The organism is Fulvivirga ulvae (assembly GCF_021389975.1).
Lineage (GTDB): Bacteria > Bacteroidota > Bacteroidia > Cytophagales > Cyclobacteriaceae > Fulvivirga > Fulvivirga ulvae.
The window spans coordinates 3424691-3443033 of sequence record NZ_CP089981.1 but is presented as its reverse complement, the minus strand read 5'-3'; the positions used below and the strand labels follow the sequence as shown (position 1 = coordinate 3443033).

General features: G+C 41.5%; 11 protein-coding genes. 1 reads left to right on the top strand and 10 read right to left on the bottom strand.

Annotated features, from left to right (window positions below; all coding sequences use genetic code 11):
* Positions 1–136: 136 nt before the first annotated feature.
* From LVD17_RS14515 to LVD17_RS14490, 6 genes are all read right to left on the bottom strand, one after another.
* Complete coding sequence (locus tag LVD17_RS14515; protein ID WP_233767845.1) at positions 137–730, bottom strand: MCP four helix bundle domain-containing protein; 594 nt, start codon at positions 728–730, stop codon at positions 137–139.
* 44 nt (positions 731–774) lie between these two features.
* Entirely contained in the window at positions 775–1791 is a 1017-nt protein-coding gene (locus tag LVD17_RS14510; protein ID WP_233767843.1) for a rod shape-determining protein, read from the bottom strand.
* A gap of 45 nt (positions 1792–1836) precedes the next feature.
* Complete coding sequence (locus LVD17_RS14505) at positions 1837–2226, bottom strand: GreA/GreB family elongation factor (protein ID WP_233767841.1); 390 nt, start codon at positions 2224–2226, stop codon at positions 1837–1839.
* A gap of 84 nt (positions 2227–2310) precedes the next feature.
* The gene (locus LVD17_RS14500; RefSeq protein ID WP_233767839.1) at positions 2311–3588 is read right to left on the bottom strand and encodes a Glu/Leu/Phe/Val family dehydrogenase; all 1278 of its coding nucleotides are present in this window, start codon (positions 3586–3588) and stop codon (positions 2311–2313) included.
* A 418-nt stretch (positions 3589–4006) separates the two neighbouring features.
* A complete protein-coding gene (locus LVD17_RS14495) occupies positions 4007–5350 on the bottom strand; it encodes a sigma-54-dependent transcriptional regulator (RefSeq protein WP_233767838.1) in 1344 nt (447 codons plus the stop codon).
* Complete coding sequence (locus LVD17_RS14490) at positions 5351–6448, bottom strand: sensor histidine kinase (protein WP_233767837.1); 1098 nt, start codon at positions 6446–6448, stop codon at positions 5351–5353.
* A 209-nt stretch (positions 6449–6657) separates the two neighbouring features.
* Here LVD17_RS14490 and LVD17_RS14485 point away from each other — a divergent pair, with 209 nt between their 5' ends.
* A complete protein-coding gene (locus tag LVD17_RS14485) occupies positions 6658–7893 on the top strand; it encodes an amidohydrolase family protein (RefSeq protein WP_233767835.1) in 1236 nt (411 codons plus the stop codon).
* Positions 7894–8077: 184 nt separating this feature from the next.
* On the opposite strand, the gene LVD17_RS14480 is transcribed toward LVD17_RS14485, so the two are convergent.
* The 4 genes from LVD17_RS14480 to LVD17_RS14465 form a co-directional block, all read right to left on the bottom strand.
* Positions 8078–12685, bottom strand: a complete 4608-nt coding sequence (locus LVD17_RS14480; RefSeq protein ID WP_233767834.1) for a GEVED domain-containing protein — start codon at positions 12683–12685, stop codon at positions 8078–8080.
* Between the two features lie 71 nt (positions 12686–12756).
* Complete coding sequence (locus LVD17_RS14475; RefSeq protein WP_233767833.1) at positions 12757–16224, bottom strand: M43 family zinc metalloprotease; 3468 nt, start codon at positions 16222–16224, stop codon at positions 12757–12759.
* A gap of 504 nt (positions 16225–16728) precedes the next feature.
* Positions 16729–17511: a zinc metalloprotease gene (locus tag LVD17_RS14470; protein WP_233767832.1), complete on the bottom strand. Its 783-nt coding sequence runs from the start codon at positions 17509–17511 to the stop codon at positions 16729–16731.
* Between the two features lie 156 nt (positions 17512–17667).
* A complete protein-coding gene (locus LVD17_RS14465; protein ID WP_233767830.1) occupies positions 17668–18234 on the bottom strand; it encodes an AAA family ATPase in 567 nt (188 codons plus the stop codon).
* Between the last annotated feature and the right edge of the window lie 109 nt (positions 18235–18343).

Genomic DNA, 18343 nt, shown 5'->3' with positions numbered 1-18343 from the left:
TGGATGGTGCAGGATTATTTTAGGTGAAGGTCACAAAACCTTTATGCAGAAAGTAATAACCAACCTAAATAAAAAATTAGTGGTGATTAAGGTATGTCTTGCCTTAAGAGAACAATGCCAACCGTCCTACTATGCTCTAACGACTCGGTTTAATAAAAATCAGTGCGTTGATCATAAGAGCTATCAAAATCAATGCACCTATTTCCAGATCAGAAATCAGGTCACTGGTAGAGATAGACCTTTTTGAAATTTTCATTTGGCGTTTCCCTTCTTTAAGTTGTATCTCTGATAATTCGTCCAACTCCCGATTGAGCAGGCTATATTGTTGGTAAATTTCCTGTTTACCGGCTACAGAAGGTGACTGATTGAAATCCTGCTCTAACCTTAGCAACTGGCCAAGGTTTAATCGAAATGACTCAAAACTCCTGGTTTCCTGGGATGTTAGCCTGGTTTCGGCGTATTCATTGGTCCAGTAGTTGATAGAGTCGTTTAAATCATAATTTACTTTATCTTTAATTGCCAAATCAAGCATTTTCAGCTGCAAATTTTTTGAAAGCTTGTATATGTAATCCTGAGCCACCAAACGATCTTTATATATCGTTGTTAAAGACCTCTTTACAATCTCAAAATGATTATTATCTATTTTGTTAGTAGCTAATAGTAATAGAAAAAATACGGCTAAGCCTATTATTACTTTTATCTTTTGTGTGAGTGTGAATTTCAGTTTCATAGTTAGATATCGGTTATGTGTTAGGCAAATTGATCATCTCTATTTTATTTGAAAAATATATTTTTATATGTATTTGACGATGCTAATGCTATCTGCATACCTCTGGAAACTGTTGATAATGGATCTGTATCCATATGCACCCGAAGCCTTATATTATTTTCGAGAGTTTCCTTAAGCCCTCTGAGCAAGGCTCCCCCGCCGGTAAGGTATACCCCCTGAGAATAGATATCTCCTGATAATTCAGGAGGACAGGTTTCCAGAGTGCTGATCACGGCATCCACAATTCTGGCCATTGACTGGTTAAAAACCGCAACAAGCTCTTTGTAGTGAATTTTTATGCGCTTCGGAATACCCGTTAGATGGTCTTTGCCAACTACGGTACAACTTTCGTGTAACGGAACCACAGAGTGAGACACAGTTCCCAGTCGTAATTTCAGTTCTTCTGCTGTTTTTTCACTTACAGTTACTAAATGGCGTTTTTCCATATAAAGCCTTATATCGGCATTAAATGAATCACCTCCTACCCTCAATGCGGAGTAAGAAACTATTCCTGATAAAGAAATTAAAGCTATTTCGGTCAGTCCACCGCCTATATCTATTATAAACTTCCCTTCTGGCTCTGATATATTAAGTTGCATCCCAATTGCAGCGGCAAGGGGTTCAAAAACAAGCCAGTTTTTGCGAGCCTTAAACTGGCCTATAGCTACTCTTAAAGCTCTTCGCTCTACCTCAGTGGTACCATAGGGTACGGACGCAAGAATTTCATTATAACTGGTTAAAAATGATTTATCAGGATAAAGTGTTTTTACCAAAGCCTGGAGCATCTTGCTCGCAGCATCTAAATCTGCGATCACGCCTGATTTTAGAGGTCTGATAACTCTGAGCTTACCATTTACTTTGCCTTCCATATCAAGTGCTATCCGACCTACACCTCTGCATCCCTGGGTTTTAGGTTCCAGAGCTACTACTGACGGTGCTGTGAGAGAGCTTGATACTCCCAAAGTAAGCATGGTATTATTATTTCCAATATCTATTGTTATGTTGTTTGTATCTTTCTTCATGCTATAAATAAGGAGAGAGAACATAGCTGTTCTCTCTCCAGGCAACTACTTATTTGTCACTCTCAAAATCTTGATTATACTTTTGCCTTTGGGCAGGTTCCAAACCACCTGGTCACCTTGAGCATATCCTATCAATGCTGATCCCATGGGAGATAAAACTGACACCTTATTATCATTAATATCTCTTTCTGCAGGCTTTACAAGTATGATATCATTTTTCACGCCGAAGTCAGTCTCCACATCTATAACGCTATTCATCCTTACTACATCGCCAGGCATCTCACTATTACTTTTTACTACTGCTTCGGATAATTCCTGATTAAGGTTGAGACACCAATCTTCATTTAAGCATGCCTCCGAGGTCAGGTACCGGTTAAGCAGTCCTGTTATTAAGATGTACTCATTTTCTTCAAGGATTATATTTTCATATTTCATTTTCAAATAATTTACCACACTTATTGATGTTATATTTTTAGTTAATAAACAAAACCATCACTTCAGGGGATGTACAACTGATAATTATGGAAAAATGCCCCATTGCTTATAGGCTTTTTCGATACGTAAGACAGACTCTATATAAGCAGCAGTTCTCCAGTCTGTATTGTATTCCAACATTCTGGATTTTACTCTTGAGTAGGCATCTGTCAGTTTTACTTCCAATCCTTTAAGTACTTCCGTTATGGTCCAGGCTTCACTATTTCTGTTTTGCAGCCATTCGAAATAGCTGGCAATAACACCACCTGAATTGCACAGAATATCCGGAATTATTTCAATACCTCTGTCAATCAGTATCTGGTCTCCGGCAATATCAACAGGCCCGTTGGCGCCTTCTGCAATAACTTTAGCCTGGATATTGCTGGCATTGGATTCGGTAATCTGGTTGCCCATGGCAGCCGGGATACAGATGTCGCATGGTAATCCGAAAAAGAGATTGCCATTGATCTCAGCTGCTGCGGGGTAGTCCTTAATACTGTTTTTATTGTATTTACTATATGACAGCAACCTGTCCGGGTCTATTCCGTCCGGGTTATGTATACAGGCGCTGGCATCTTGCACTGCCGTGAGGATAGCGCCATTGTGCCTCATAAAGTGAGCTGTCCAAAAGCCTACTTTACCAAAGCCTTGCAGTATATATTTCATTCCTTTAAGAGCAACTCCTTTATCTCTGGCCCATTGTTTAAGGCATTCGACCACTCCGTACCCGGTGGCCCTGTCCCTGCCCTCCAGACCTCCTGCCTCTACAGGTTTTCCTGTTACCACATGTTGGTATTTAGATCTTTCATTAGGTGATTTTGTAGACATATAGGTATCAGCCATCCATGCCATCATTTGAGCTGTAGTGTTTACATCAGGTGCAGGAATATCATACTCCGGGCCGATATTATCTCCCAGAGCAAATGTGAACCTCCTTGTAATTTTCTCCAGATCAGACATACTGTATTTTGCCGGGTCTAGTTTTATTCCTCCTTTTGCTCCCCCGTACGGTAGCCCGGCCAGTGAAGTCTTCCAGGTCATCCAGGTAGCAAGTGCTTTTGCCGCATCCAGATCTATGGTTTCATGGTACCTTAATCCTCCTTTATAAGCACCAAGAGCATTATTGTGTTGAACACGGTAGCCGGTAAACACCTGTATTTCTCCACTGTCAAGTTTGACAGGAAAATGGACTACTATCTCGTTGGTGGGTACAGATAAAATCTTTCTGACACCACTATCCAGATTGATCAGCTCTGCCGCCTTGTTAAATTGGTGTTGTACATTGTCATATAAGCTGGTACCCAGCTTCAGTTGATTGATCATGATGTATATGAGTTTTATTGATAATGTTCACAATGAAATATCACCGCGTCATGACGGTACCAGGAGCAGGTTTCCAGCAGGTCACAGTTTTGACAAAGGCCTTTACTATCAAAGCGACGGGATGTAGCTTTATGTTGCGGGTTTTTGGCAGAAGAACAGACAGGATCAGCTATGTCAATAATAAACTCTGAACAATCCCATATGGGGCGAAAGCTTCTATGTTTTAAGCTGCAATTTTTCCGGAAAGCACATGTATAGCAAATATCCATCTTTACCTCAGGTTTGAGGTTGCCATTTACAAGATGCGTGCCTTATACTTAATTACCTAGCAATCAACACATTAAGTATAAAATTCGATAATTAATCAAAAGAAATAGCGGGGTGTTTTGCCCCGGCATGATACATTTCTCCCCTAAGATCAGTCAGGTGAATTTAATTTCAATCGCAAAGTTTTACGGTCAATACCTAATATTTCCGCAGCTTTGGTTTTATTATTGTTTACAGCTGTAAGTACCTTCAATATGTAGGATCTTTCCAATTCTTTTAATGTCATAAAACCGGCTTTGTACTCATGCTCTTCATTTGATATAGGTTGTGGCATTTTCAGGTATTCTGAAAGTTGCGCAACACCAATTTCTGTTTCGGACATGATAACAGCTCTTTGAATGACATTCTCCAATTCTCTAATATTTCCAGGCCAGCTATGACGTATCAGCAGTTCTTTTGCTTTGGCGGTTATATTCAATTTACTCTTTTGATATTCTTCTGAATACTTCTTTATAAAATGTTCGGCAAGTAAGGGTATATCTTCTTTTCGCTCTTTTAACGATGGTGTATGAATAGAGATGACATTTAATCTATAATAGAGATCCTCTCTGAATGACCCGCTTTTTGTCATTTTGTAAAGGTCATTGTTGGTAGCTGCAATTATGCGTACATCTATTTTCTGGGGCTTGTTTGACCCTATCATCGATATCTCCTTTTCCTGAATGACTCGAAGCAGGCTATTTTGAACTGAGAGAGGTGCATTTCCTATTTCATCCAGAAAAATGGTGCCTCCATCTGCAGCCTGAAAAAAGCCTGCACGTGTTTCATGAGCTCCGGTAAAAGCCCCTTTTACAAACCCGAAAAGTTCACTTTCCAGCAGGTTTTCCGGTATGGCTCCGCAGTTGACTGGTATAAATGGGGCTTTTGCAAATTTGCCATTATAATGGACAGCACGAGCCACCAGCTCCTTCCCTGTTCCGCTTTCACCGGTGATAAGTACAGTCGCCCTGTTATTCTTTACTTTGTGAATAAGGCTGAGTACCTCGGCCAGCGCATCGGAATTACCTATCAGGCCAGAGTGAGTCAGCTCATTAAGAACCTTTGCGGGCGGTTCGGTGCGTAAATTTTTATTTTCCTTAAATGCCTTCTCTACAGCTACTTTCAACTCCTGAGTGGTAAATGGCTTGATGAGGTACTCCATGGCACCTGACTTTACGGCTTCTACCGCTCCTGAAACCGATGGGAAGCCGGTGATTACCAGTGTAGGGATATCAGGAAAATGCTCAGAAGCATATTTTACCAATTCCATGCCGTCGATCCCTGGCATTTTAAGATCCGTAATCAAAAGGTCAATTTCAGAATTTTGTAAGATATCTATTGCGTCGGTTACATCTGTTGCCTGAAATGTACGGTATTTTAATGTAGAAAGCTGCCTGTGCAGTACTTCCAGTATGTCATAAGAATCGTCTACGATCAGTATGGTTTTATCTTTCATTTATCTGCTTACTATTGGAAGGGAAACAAAAAAAGTGGTTCCTTCTCCTTCCTCTGATTCGAAATCTATTTTCCCATGATGGCTTTTGACAATACCATGAACAACACTTAATCCTAAACCTGATCCTTCGCCGACGATTTTTGTAGAAAAAAAGGGTTCGAATATCCGATCCTTAATTCCTGAGGGTATTCCACTTCCATTATCCTTAAAGCTTACTACTAAATATTTACCGTCTACATGTGTACTAATCTCAATATGGCCTTTCGGTGGGGTAGCCTGGATAGCATTAATGATAAGGTTAAAAATAACCTGAGTGATCTGTACAGGATCGAGTTCGATCATCACTTCCTTATCTTCAGGTGCCGGTATAAACTCCAGGGTAATGCCAGCTTTTTGCAATGATGGGTTCAATAATTTAATTGCGTCTTCAAGTAAAGGGGTAATGGTCACCTGCTGCATTTGTCTGGGCATTTCACAGGCAAAAAACATTAGCTTTTTAACTACTTCCCGGGCATGCAGAGCCGCGTTTATAATTTTCTCTGTATCGCCTTTAATATTTTCTTCATTTTCTTGTATAAGTTCTGAAAATCCCAGAATACTCGTCAGAGGTGTATTAATTTCATGGGCTATACCTGCGGCTATCTGTCCTAAAATCGCCAGCCTGTCGTTATGCCGCACTTTCCTTTCTAATATCTCTTCTTTCTTTCTATGTTCAAATCTTTCTATAATATTGCTTATTTCATTGGCCAGTTTTTGAAGTAGCTGAGCTTCTTCGACCAGAAAATCCTTCACACTAAACTCAGCAGCAGGGTAGTGTATGCTTAACGTACCACGGCTCTGGCCATCCACTTCTATTTCTGTTTCCTGGCTCACCACTACTTCCGGTGATGTACCCGAGCAAAAGCTACCGTCTAAAAGCTGAATCTCTGCAACCGCATGTTGCGGGTATTTCCAAGCTTTGGGAATGGCCCTGACCACCGCATTCATAGTATCTGTATAACAATCTGAATGCCGTGTAACAATATTGGATATTTCATACAGGCATGTAAGCTCCTTGATCCTTTCATTCAGTATCTCAATGATATTCTCAGATTCCATAAGTCAAAAATACATGATTTTAGCTTAAAACCCGGATTCAGAGGCCTATACAGAAGCTTGCACCCTGCTCCGCTTTAATCGTAATAACTTGCTTACTAATACTTTATCACTATCACTAATGGTTAAAATCGTACCAATACATGATTATATATTGAATCTTCCGCTTCCGAATTCTGGGTAGTTTTAAATGATCACAAAATCTTTTAAATATGAAATATATAACTCTTTTTTTAACCATCATTTTACAGTGCTGTGTGGTTTTCATCTCTACTTCACAGGTAAAGGTCATAAAAGCGGGAGGAGTACTAAATGTATCTACCGGGGAAATGACTAAAGATCAGACTATAGTCATAGATGGCAGTACAATAATTGCAATTGGTAAAAATATAGATACGCCTAAGCATGCTGAGATTATTGACATGTCAGATAAATATGTCATGCCGGGACTGATGGACTGTCATACACACTTGTGCTGGGACATTGAAGATGATGGTTATGCTATGAGCATCATGACCCACACTACAGGCTATAGAGCCATACAGGGCGTGGTTAACGCAAAGGATATGCTAATGGCCGGTTTTACAACAGTAAGGGATGTTGGCAATTCTGGTAACTACATATGCACCGATCTGCGAATCGGAATTGAAAAAGGAATGATACCCGGGCCAACTGTCATCAACGCAGGCAGGCTGATTGCTCCATTTGGCGGACAACGTGGGGTGACCCCGGAAAAACCTGATATTACCCAGCCCGAATATTTCTTTGCCGATACGAGAGATGAGATAAAGAAGGCTATCCGCGAAAACATTCATTTTGGAGCTAAAGTTATAAAAATTGTTGTTGACGATCAGAAATACATCTATTCTGCTGATGATATTAAATTTATAGTTGAAGAAGCCGCAGAAGCGGGGCTTAAGGTGGCAGCTCACTGTGCCACTAAAAAAGGTGCTCACAATGCCATAGAAGCAGGCGTGGCCTCTATTGAGCATGGTTTTGAAATGGATCGTGAAACATTTATCAAAGCAAAAGAAAAGGGAATATATTTTGTAAGCACTACCTTTTCACTACCTGCTTTTCAGTCTATGTGGTATGATGATCCTGAAAAAATGTATGAAAAAGCTGTAAAAACTCTGAGAGAAGCCCGGGAAGCTGGGGTAAAAGTTGCTTTTGGCAGTGATGTGATAAGTACTTTGCCAGGCCATAACAGAGGCACCGCCACACTGACATTTATAGATAGCCATCTTGATGCAGGATATACTCCGCTGGAAATTATACAATCTATGACCATCCATGCAGCGAACCTGATAGGTATAGGCGAGCATTGTGGTTCTATATCCAAAGGTATGGTAGCAGATATTATTGTTGTCAGAGAAAATCCGCTTAAGAATATTCATACGCTGAAAGAGGTTGAGATGGTAATGAAAAATGGGATAGTATACAGGTAATTAAATACAAACCATAGTTATCTGTAGGTTTACACCTCAATGGTATTAATGAGAAGGGCGGGAAGGTGTATAAGGGTTATGGGTAAACAGACTGCGTCCACACCTGATTAAAACCATTCTTTTTTTAAAAATAAAAAGGATGTGCTTGAAAGTAAGCACATCCTTTTTCTATTTCAGGTACTAATTACTTAAAATTCACCTTTCTGGTAACAGAAAATTCGTTACCAGATACATTTAGCAAATACATACCATGCAACTGCTTGTCTAAAGTAATTTGGATTAATTTACTATAAGTCTCTTTTTCAACTGGCTTTTGATAAACCAATGTACCATCTATGCTGTAAATATTAACTACCAGATCACCGTCATAATCAGGAACCCTAATATTAATTTCTGTTCCTTCAACAGGGTTAGGGTAAACAGTAAAGTCATCTATGTACGCGGATTGACGTCCTAAAGAAGTGAACCCTATATTTAGAGTATAATCTTCCGTTTCAGAAAAATGTATTGCTCCACATGGAGTTGGCGCTTGTCCATGTGCCGCTCTGACCCGTAGTACCACACTACCCGCTGAAACCCCGGAAGGAACTGATATAGTGCGCTCATAGTTACCTGTACCACTTACGCTATACACTTCTTCTCCGCTATCTGTAAAATCTCCGTCACGGTTCCAGTCTACCCATCCTTTAACTCGTGTGCCTGCCCACTTTGTATGAGGGGTTACCGTTAAAGTGAGAGACGTCCCTACAGAAGTACTCAGCGTGGTATAATCAGTATAGCCTCCAGCATCGTAACTGCTATTGTTTGAAATACTGCCCGCTGATACCGTCTTGATATACTGCCCGGATGGATTTCCTGCACTGGCAACGCAGTACTCCGGCACGGTCTGCCCAGGTGTAGTGGCGCTGCTCGTATTCGAATACGCTGAGTAACCTGCTCCGTTTTTAGCACGCACGCGGTAGCTGTAGCTCGTGCTGGCGGAAAGGCCGGTATCTTCGTATGAATTTACATTGGCTCCGGTGGTATTCACCACTGAATAGCTGCCGCCATTAACACTCCTCTCTATCTCAAAACCGGTCTCCGTAGAAGCGTTATCCGTCCACTCAAGGCTTATGGATGTAGCCGACGAAACTGATGCGGAAAGGCCGGAGGGAGCACTCGGACTGGTTGCGGTTCCTGTACTGATATCCGCCGTATAGTCTTCAACCTCTCCATCTGCAAAATTCTCACATGCTGACGGCGCTCCGTTATACTTCATGCTGACACGCATTCTTGATGGCCCCTCAATTGCATTGGTGGGTACGGTAAGTACACCTGTAACTGTAGTGGCAGAGGTGCTGCCTGCATCAAAAGCAAGCTCTCCCGAATCTGTAAAGTCTCCGTCGCCATTGAAGTCAACCCAAACCCGGAAATATTCTGCATAGGAATCACCGGAAAACCCGGGAACCAATGTAACCGCATTACTTCCTATGCTCAGTGGCACAACTTTATCTGTAAAATCACTGTAGTTGGTAGCTCCTGATGTATGCGTAAAGTCATTGACCGATACACTGGCAATATACTCATAGGTTGACCTGTCTGAGCCTGAACTACAGTATTCGTTTGTAGCAGTACTCACCGTAATATAGTCTGTCATCAGAAGGGTATCAGCCCCCGCCGTATTCGACACAATCAGCTGTACATCGTATGACCCTGCTGTATTGTAGGTCACCACGGGGTTTTGTGCCGTGCTGGTAGAAGGAGTGCCTCCCTCAAAAAACCAGCTCCAGGCGGCAGGCTCATTTGAAGACCCATCTGTAAAGGATACACTGGCACCGGTGGTGACGTTAACCGAGGAAGCCTGAAAGCTGGCAACCGGAATATCCGCTGGTGTATTATCCCCGCCAAGCACTACTACGGAGTAATCCTCCACTTCTCCCAGATATGTATCATCTCCACAAGCTACCATTTTATCTTCATTTCCGTAAGCAAGTCGCAAACGCATGGTGGTCACTCCGTTGCTTGCGTTTTGAGGCACTTGTATTGTAGAAGTGTATGGGCCCTCACCCATTAATCCATATATACTTTCTCCGTTGTCATCAAAATCCCCGTCCCTATTCCAGTCAATCCATGCTCCTACAACATTTAGTTCCCAATGGTCATTCCTTGTGAATATTTTAAGGGTTTCGCTCTCCCCTGCCCGAAGCTCTGTAACATATGAAGTAAAATCACCATATCCTTCATGCAGAGATGTACTTTCAATAGCTCCGAATTGTATGCCAGATATATAATTATAATCCTCCTGCCCGCTACCTGGGCAGTATGTATTGGTGTTTTTATTATAAACCTTTATAAAATCGGTCTTCTGACTGGTGCTGCTGCTTGTTTCATTAGAAGCAGTTAGGGATACATCGTAAGTTCCCTGCGAATTATAAACTATACCGGGCCGGCTATCATCATTTACAAACTGAGGGTCTCCTCCTTCAAATGTCCATGATAGTGATTTAACATATCCGTTGGATTTATTTTCAAAGTTAACACTGCCCCCCACTATGGTTATATTTCGATCAACTGCAAAATCCGGCACGGGTGTATCGGATACATTACTGTCGCGCAAAGGTCCGGTTATGATAAAATCAGCGGTAGGTATGCCTGCCCCGTATGAGAGGTTCTCAAAGTGCCCTATTGAATATGTAAAGTTATTTAGCAATTGGTTACTTCTTATAGTATTGAGCAGCTCGTCCAAAGCCTGGTTTATTTGCTTTGCAGCCTGTTCATTATTGGAAGCATTTTGCTGACCGCTAATGCTGCCTGTAACTCTGAACCTGCGGTTCAATGCTGAGGCATCTATACTTACAGTTACCTGATTATTACCTGTTAATGTGGTGAATTCGTTCTTTATATCATTAATCTGCCCTATAGCCAGGTAATCATCATCCAACCAATTGGTCTCAGGTTCCCATCCCGTCACTTCATCATTAGCCACACTGGATAAAAAAGTATTAAACTGATTGCCCCCCGATGAGCGCAGGTTATTTACCAGATTGTCGAACCCGGAGATGTCGTCATTTCTGGTGAGGTCAAAGAAAGTCTTCAGTTTGTCAAAATCATTCAGGTACAGGTTATACCACACCATATTTCCATAGTAGTAGTGATTAAAATTCCCACTGGTATAACTCGAATTGAATACATCACTCAGTGACGGCCATGAACCGTTGCTATTTTTAACAACATTTACATTAGAAGCTAGCAGCTTTATGCCCTCCGTATCGGTAGAACCGGCAAAAAACTCAGCCATACCTTCTTCATACCATACCATTCTGCTATTATTATAAATGGGGTTTTCTGCCCAATAGCCTTGTATCAAATATCTTCCCTGCAAATAATGTACATATTCATGCCGGAAAAGGGCCTCCAGAGACAAACTACTCTCCACACCCACAGTTCTGTCCCATGTATAGAATGTAGCTCCTCTTTCAATATACATACCTCCATTATTGGTAGGTATACCGTAAAGATAAGTGGCATAGTCCTCGTAATCCTTCTTAGAGCCAAAAACAACCATGGTAAGTGTATCATTGATATCTCCTGCTACCGGCTCAGAGGTCTGTATCATTCTATAGAACTGGCTTTGTGTTTGCTTAGCTGCATGATACAGTTCCTGAACCTCTTCTTCAATTAATGGTGTTTTAACTACCATTTTCCCATCATCAAATTTGTAGAGATTTGGGAATAGCATATTTTCCAGTTCTATTCTAAGATCATCAATGTTCTCACACAGGCTATAAGCAGCGCAGTTTCCATATTTATTTATGGCCTCTACGGCTTTTAACCATGACGGCGACAGTCGGTTATTATTAATGGCTATTTGAGCCAGGTAATACTCAACATCATCTATCAATAATGGGGACTGAGCTGACCTGGACATTTCCAGAACGGCATTACCAACCATAAATGCAAACTCCTCATTATTTTTCAATTCGGTATTGTTGGCGACACTGTATAAGCGTGAAAACAAAGTATTATCACCATTAACAGCCTGGATATAAGCATCATCCTGCATGCCTCTGAACATCAAAAAGAAAACTCGGTTATATGCCCTGGCATAGCTCCTGTGCAGGGCAACCGGCACCTGTTTCCATGTATTGGCTATAGCCAGGTCGTAAAATACGCGTTTTACTACTGACAATACAGATGCCTTATGCCTCAGGCCGGGAAAATCCAGGATTATAAGGTACTCATCTAATATATCAAGTGCGTCAGCAGTGTATTTCCATAAATTAGGATTATTGGTAAGAGATTCTCCTGCCAGGATTAATCTGTTTATAGAACTGGTGTTCATGTTTACACGATCGTTGTAAAAGTCCTGATAAGACGCTGCGTGTAAATAATACAACAGTCCGTACATGCCACTGCTTTTTGTTCCGTCATAATTTACTGACTGATTATATACCTGACTTGCTACTGCATATATATTGTTATTTGAAAATGTGCTCGGTGCATAATATGTGTCAATTGTAAACAATGCGTTAAAACACTCGGATGTCGTTCCTTGTTTTAACGCTGCTATTAAAGCTGATGTAGACATAGAGGCCCACTCAGCCGCAGATGTGCTACAGGATTCCGCCCTGGCAGCTTTGTGATTATCATGAGATTCATGGTGAGGTTCTGCGACCCCGTAAACCTGTGATTTTTGCATCCGCGAGCAATGCAATTCATTTATATTCGGATCTAACGGTTTCTCAACCTGACCAAATACTGTATAGTTTAATATAGCAAAAGCTACTATTGCTATTCTTTTAAGTATAGTCATTTTTTGAAATTTTGATGTTGAAGTATGGTGGCAACGAATTACTCGCTACCACCAATTTTGAAACACAGAGATTATCGTTGAAAATATAGTTTGTTTACAGTCGAAGCTCCCTGATTAGTAAACCTGATGAAGAAAAAACCTTCAAGGTTATCACCCGGACGAATTGCTAATTTGCCACTATGATCCTTTTCAGGTAAATTTTCTTTATAAACTACATTCCCCTTTATATCATAAATAATAACTTCAAGCTCACCCTCATAGGCGGGGTGAACGAACTGGACCTGATTATTCTTTATTGGATTAGGAAATACTTTATAAGACTCACCCATCATTGAAGAAGATGAGGCATAACCAACATTTAAAGTATAATCTTCCGTTTCAGAAAAATGTATTGCTCCACATGGAGTTGGTGCTTGTCCGTAGGCTGTTCTGACCCGTAGTACCACACTACCCGCTGAAACCCCGGAAGGAACTGATATAGTGCGCTCGTAGTTACCTGTACCACTTACACTGTACACTTCTTCTCCGCTATCTGTAAAATCTCCGTCACGGTTCCAGTCTACCCATCCTTTAACTCGTGTGCCTGCCCACTTCGTATGAGGGGTTACTGTTAAAGTGAGGGACGTCCCTACAGAAGTACTCAGCGTGGTATAATCAGTATAGCCTCCAGCATCGTAACTGCTATTGTTTGAAATACTGCCCGCTGATACCGACTTGATGTACTGCCCGGATGGATTTCCTGCACTGGCAACGCAGTACTCCGGCACGGTCTGCCCAGGTGTAGTGGCGCTGCTCGTATTCGAATACGCTGAGTAACCCGCTCCGTTTTTAGCACGCACGCGGTAGCTGTAGCTCGTGCTGGCGGCAAGGCCGGTATCTTCGTATGAATTTACATTGGCTCCGGTGGTATTCACCACTGAATAGCTGCCGCCATTAACACTCCTCTCTATCTCAAAACTGGTCTCCGTAGAAGCGTTATCCGTCCACTCAAGGCTTATGGATGTAGCCGACGAAACTGATGCGGAAAGGCCGGAGGGAGCACTCGGACTGGTTGCAGTTCCTGTACTGATATCCGCCGTATAGTCTTCAACCTCTCCATCTGCAAAATTCTCACATGCTGACGGCGCTCCGTTATACTTCATGCTGACACGCATTCTTGATGGCCCCTCAATTGCATTGGTGGGTACGGTAAGTACACCTGTAACTGTAGTGGCAGAGGTGCTGCCTGCATCAAAAGCAAGCTCTCCCGAATCTGTAAAGTCTCCGTCGCCATTGAAGTCAACCCAAACCCGGAAATATTCTGCATAGGAATCACCGGAAAACCCGGGAACCAATGTAACCGCATTACTTCCTATGCTCAGTGGCACAACTTTATCTGTAAAATCACTGTAGTTGGTAGCTCCTGATGTATGCGTAAAGTCATTGACCGATACACTGGCAATATACTCATAGGTTGACCTGTCTGAGCCTGAACTACAGTATTCGTTTGTAGCAGTACTCACCGTAATATAGTCTGTCATCAGAAGGGTATCAGCCCCCGCCGTATTCGACACAATCAGCTGTACATCGTATGACCCTGCTGTATTGTAGGTCACCACGGGGTTTTGTGCCGTGCTGGTAGAAGGAGTGCCTCCCTCAAAAAACCAGCTCCAGGCGGCAGGCTCATTTGAAGACCCATCTGTAAAGGATACACTGGCACCGGTGGTAACGTTAACCGAGGAAGCCTGAAAGCTGGCTGTTGGCGCAGAGATAGTACCGGCAGATTTAGCACCGGCAAGTATGGTACCTCCTGGCTTGGTATAATATGCGTAATCATGGAGGGTAAACGATGTACCGTTTGAGTTAACCGAAACCCTAAACCAACCATGCAAGAGCTTACCTTCGGGGTTAGAAAACCGAAAACCAATATACCCGGATTTTCCATCCCAGTTTGTATAATTGGAAGTTCTTAAATTGTGTTCATCCGGATAAGGTCCGCCGGGTATCCAGTTACTGGAACTACTTATAGCAGTGTTTACAGGAAGTAAGGAAATGTTTCGTAACGATCCCTCGCTGATCAAAGCTTTCTCGTAAGTTTCCAGACGCAGATTACCGTTATCATACCAACACCCAAATTCACCATTACCGTAATTCAGGGTGAAATAGGTCCACGTAGCACTTGCATTGGCAGTAATATCATTAATATCCTGATATATAACTTTATAAGGATCTTTAAAATCCAGAGAAAAATTATTATAAACCGGATTTATTACCGAGGATGTACCTCCTGCCAGTGCAGGGTCAAGGAACTCTATTTTAATATTGGAGACATCATGTTGATTTGAGTGCAACACGGCGCTTCCGGTGAAGGATAATGTGGCAGAACCTGAGTTTTGCACATTAATTTTTGCCGATAATCCGGAAGGTACGTTTGTAACACTAAAATGTGTGCCTTCAGTCAATACACCAGTAGTGGCAAACTGAGCTCCATTTTCAGCTGTAATAATCACACTACCTTCAATACCTCCACTATTCAGGTCGTTTTCCTTTAAGTTCGATGAAGAATAAAGCAGTCTTGGCTGCGGATTGGAGCCTACGCCTGTGGCTATCAGGTTAGCTTCCTGCCATAGCGGTTTCCTTGCATTATGGTTAAGCGCTGCAACCATTCGGGCTACCTGCCCCTGTGTAAACATTTTATAGCAATTGGAGTAATCCATGTAATTTTCTCCATTGGGTATGCCGGCACCCGGACATTTTTCCGTAGTAGTATTACAAGTTCCTGAATTAGAAGTTGTAGCAGGCGTATCTGCGACATTATCTCCAGGCGAACTGCACCCGTTATCAAAGGTATGTGCAAGGTTGAGCCAATGGCCAAATTCATGAGTTAAAACAGAAGCAAACTCTTTATCTGTATTGCCATACAGATACCTGCCATTGTAAACTACCCGGGCCAGGTTGTTGTTAGACATCCAGGAGTCAGGATACCAGGCTACACCAGAATTATTATAGGTATTGTCATCATACAGGTCCAGCATAATGTATACATTCATATACATATAGTTATCCCATGCGAATTGCTGTATCTCGCTGTCATAACCACCTCCATTTCCAAATCCAGATCTTACCGGATAATAGTTTATACCTGTGGTGGGGTTACCGTTCGGATCTAGCTGAGCTAACTTAAACTCAATATCGAGTGTGCTCTTGATACCCGAGAATAAAGGACTTACTGTAGTATAATCATCATTAAGCCCATTAAAGTCTTCGTTCACTTTTTGCAGGGCGGTTATTACCGTATTGTTGTCCACTGTCTGTCCGGAAAAGTTAGTCCCGAATACATGAAAAACAACAGGTACAATGTACTGGCTGGATTGAACTTTTTGAGACTGGAGCTTGCTGACACTACTCTCAAACTTTCTGGCTTCCTGTAGTGATTCCGGATGTTGCTCATAAAGTTCTTTCATCAAAGCATCACTTCTGCATAATGCAGGATTGTGATCTTGTGCATAAACACTCATCAATGGTATGAGCATGAACAAAAGTAAAATAGTTTTCTTCATAAGTTATTGGTTTTTGAATTGTTAAAAACCTATACCAAAGTGCAGACAATACCCTTCCATTATACCTTAAATAAAGTATGACAGAGCGCAAGCTAAATATTAGTGGGGGTTACAAGTCAGACAGTAATAGTCTTATTAGAGGTTGTTTGATGAGGCATTATGTGGTTTTTGGTTATAGATTGAACTGATACCAAGGTAGGACAAATATTAAAGTATCATTGATACTTTTTTACCACATAATTATCAATGATTAACAAGTTGTTAATTTTATGTTAATTGTCTGAAAAAATCTTATCAAAAAAATAATTTCAGGCAAACAATTATACCCTCTCATAATGAAGTAGATGATTATGTTCGCTTCTATTTCGATAGATTTTATTACTGTAAAACAGACGAATATAGTAGTGGGTAATTTCTGGCCAAAACAAAAAAGGTAATCAACTGATTACCTTTTTCAATACCTGTCGGGCAATAATTGATATTATCCCAAATTACAGTCAAGGGTTAATATAGCCCATAGGCCCACTTAATGGCCTGTTTATCACCTGCGGACCAGCCTGCGGAATTGGATTGCCACAAACCTCCGGGCACACCGGAATTCATTACAGAAGACCCATCGCTATAAGGTGTCCCCTGAATGTGGTATCCTCCACCCTGATCAGTATGTCTGTACCCCAGGGTATGTCCCAGCTCATGAACCATCAGGCCCACCTTATCACCATAACTTTGATTGTGCGGTTGGTAGGTATTGATCCACATCCATGATCCTACGTTGCCATTACCAGTGGGCAGTGAGGCTACGGCCCATCCGTATTCACGGCTATCATAGTACCCTGACACAATGATGTCAGCGTTACTTCGGGAGTTGGTGATGGCTATATTGATATTAGGGCTTATGTTACTCCAATGCTGTGCGGCATAGTATAAAGGGCCTCCATATAGATATTCAGGAAAAGAAGACTCCTTATATATCCTGATGTCCCGGGTATGAGAATAATAGGTTTGCACCCCGTGCCAACGTTGTTCTTCATTTATATTATTTCGCAAAAGGTTATCAGCCATATCTTTATGATACATAATATCGCTGCCCCTTACACGGTAAAAGTCGTCTTTGATATAGATGTCACTGGCCTCATGACCATCCTGAGTGATCAGTTCTACCATTTTTGTATCCAGCTTTTGCGATGGTTCAACCGTTAGCAGGCTTTCTTCATCCTGGCAAGAAATAGTTACCATCAGGCCTGCTATAAAACAGAAGCATTTGATAAAATAATTGTTTGTTTTCATAATTGTTGGGTTTAGATTGAAATTACCAACAATATATAGCTACTGCCATGAAGATGCTTTGCCTATATTTTCTGGTTATTATACGTTTTTACCATGTTATTATCCGGGGAAATACATCAATAGTTAGTTGATTATGCTAGCTCTAAGTGGATCGTTTTAAACTTTGAGGAGCTCGTTAATAACAAATTCACACCTATCTTTGACTGGTGCTTTAGGCACCTCCAGTGTGCAGTACCCATATGCATGGTATGTTTCTACCATCAGTTTATGTGTTAAAACTGCCTCCTCCCAGTCCTGCCTTCTTTCCCCGTCGCTGGTAAATATCTCCTGCCAGGGTGGTAACACAAATACTTTGTTGTTGTACCTCCATTTATTTGCGTATTGAACCATATCGTTATTAATCACGGATTGAATTAATGTCGAATAGCAGATGGAATCCAGAAAACCTCTATCAAAAAATGTAAGCGTATGATCCCTCACATTTTCATCCGCTTCTGAATAACTTTTGACGGATCGTACAAACATGATGTCTTTAAATAGCTCCCTATTTTTCCAGGGCAGGGCATTACCGTTGTTGCCCTTTTGATCTTTTATTAATTCGCGTGCTATTTCAGGTATCGTTCGATAACCTTTTCTTTGCAGCTCGCGAAGCAGGGTTGTTTTTCCTGCTCCGGGCCCGCCTGTTATCACTATAAAATTGTTATTTCGTTTATGTGAAATCATATTTTTTTCCTGTTTAAACATTCTCCCTGAGCCACTACCTCGATTTGACAGGTAAAATACCCAAGGTTGGGTATTGACATAGACATTTTACAGGCCTAGTTTAACGATC

Coding starts and splice junctions, on each gene's coding strand:
- LVD17_RS14495 (WP_233767838.1), bottom strand. CDS start 5,350: ATGAAAGATAAAACCATACTGATCGTAGACGATTCTTATGACATACTG.
- LVD17_RS14515 (WP_233767845.1), bottom strand. CDS start 730: ATGAAACTGAAATTCACACTCACACAAAAGATAAAAGTAATAATAGGC.
- LVD17_RS14505 (WP_233767841.1), bottom strand. CDS start 2,226: ATGAAATATGAAAATATAATCCTTGAAGAAAATGAGTACATCTTAATA.
- LVD17_RS14485 (WP_233767835.1), top strand. CDS start 6,658: ATGAAATATATAACTCTTTTTTTAACCATCATTTTACAGTGCTGTGTG.
- LVD17_RS14500 (WP_233767839.1), bottom strand. CDS start 3,588: ATGATCAATCAACTGAAGCTGGGTACCAGCTTATATGACAATGTACAA.
- LVD17_RS14470 (WP_233767832.1), bottom strand. CDS start 17,511: ATGAAAACAAACAATTATTTTATCAAATGCTTCTGTTTTATAGCAGGC.
- LVD17_RS14475 (WP_233767833.1), bottom strand. CDS start 16,224: ATGAAGAAAACTATTTTACTTTTGTTCATGCTCATACCATTGATGAGT.
- LVD17_RS14510 (WP_233767843.1), bottom strand. CDS start 1,791: ATGAAGAAAGATACAAACAACATAACAATAGATATTGGAAATAATAAT.
- LVD17_RS14480 (WP_233767834.1), bottom strand. CDS start 12,685: ATGACTATACTTAAAAGAATAGCAATAGTAGCTTTTGCTATATTAAAC.
- LVD17_RS14465 (WP_233767830.1), bottom strand. CDS start 18,234: ATGATTTCACATAAACGAAATAACAATTTTATAGTGATAACAGGCGGG.
- LVD17_RS14490 (WP_233767837.1), bottom strand. CDS start 6,448: ATGGAATCTGAGAATATCATTGAGATACTGAATGAAAGGATCAAGGAG.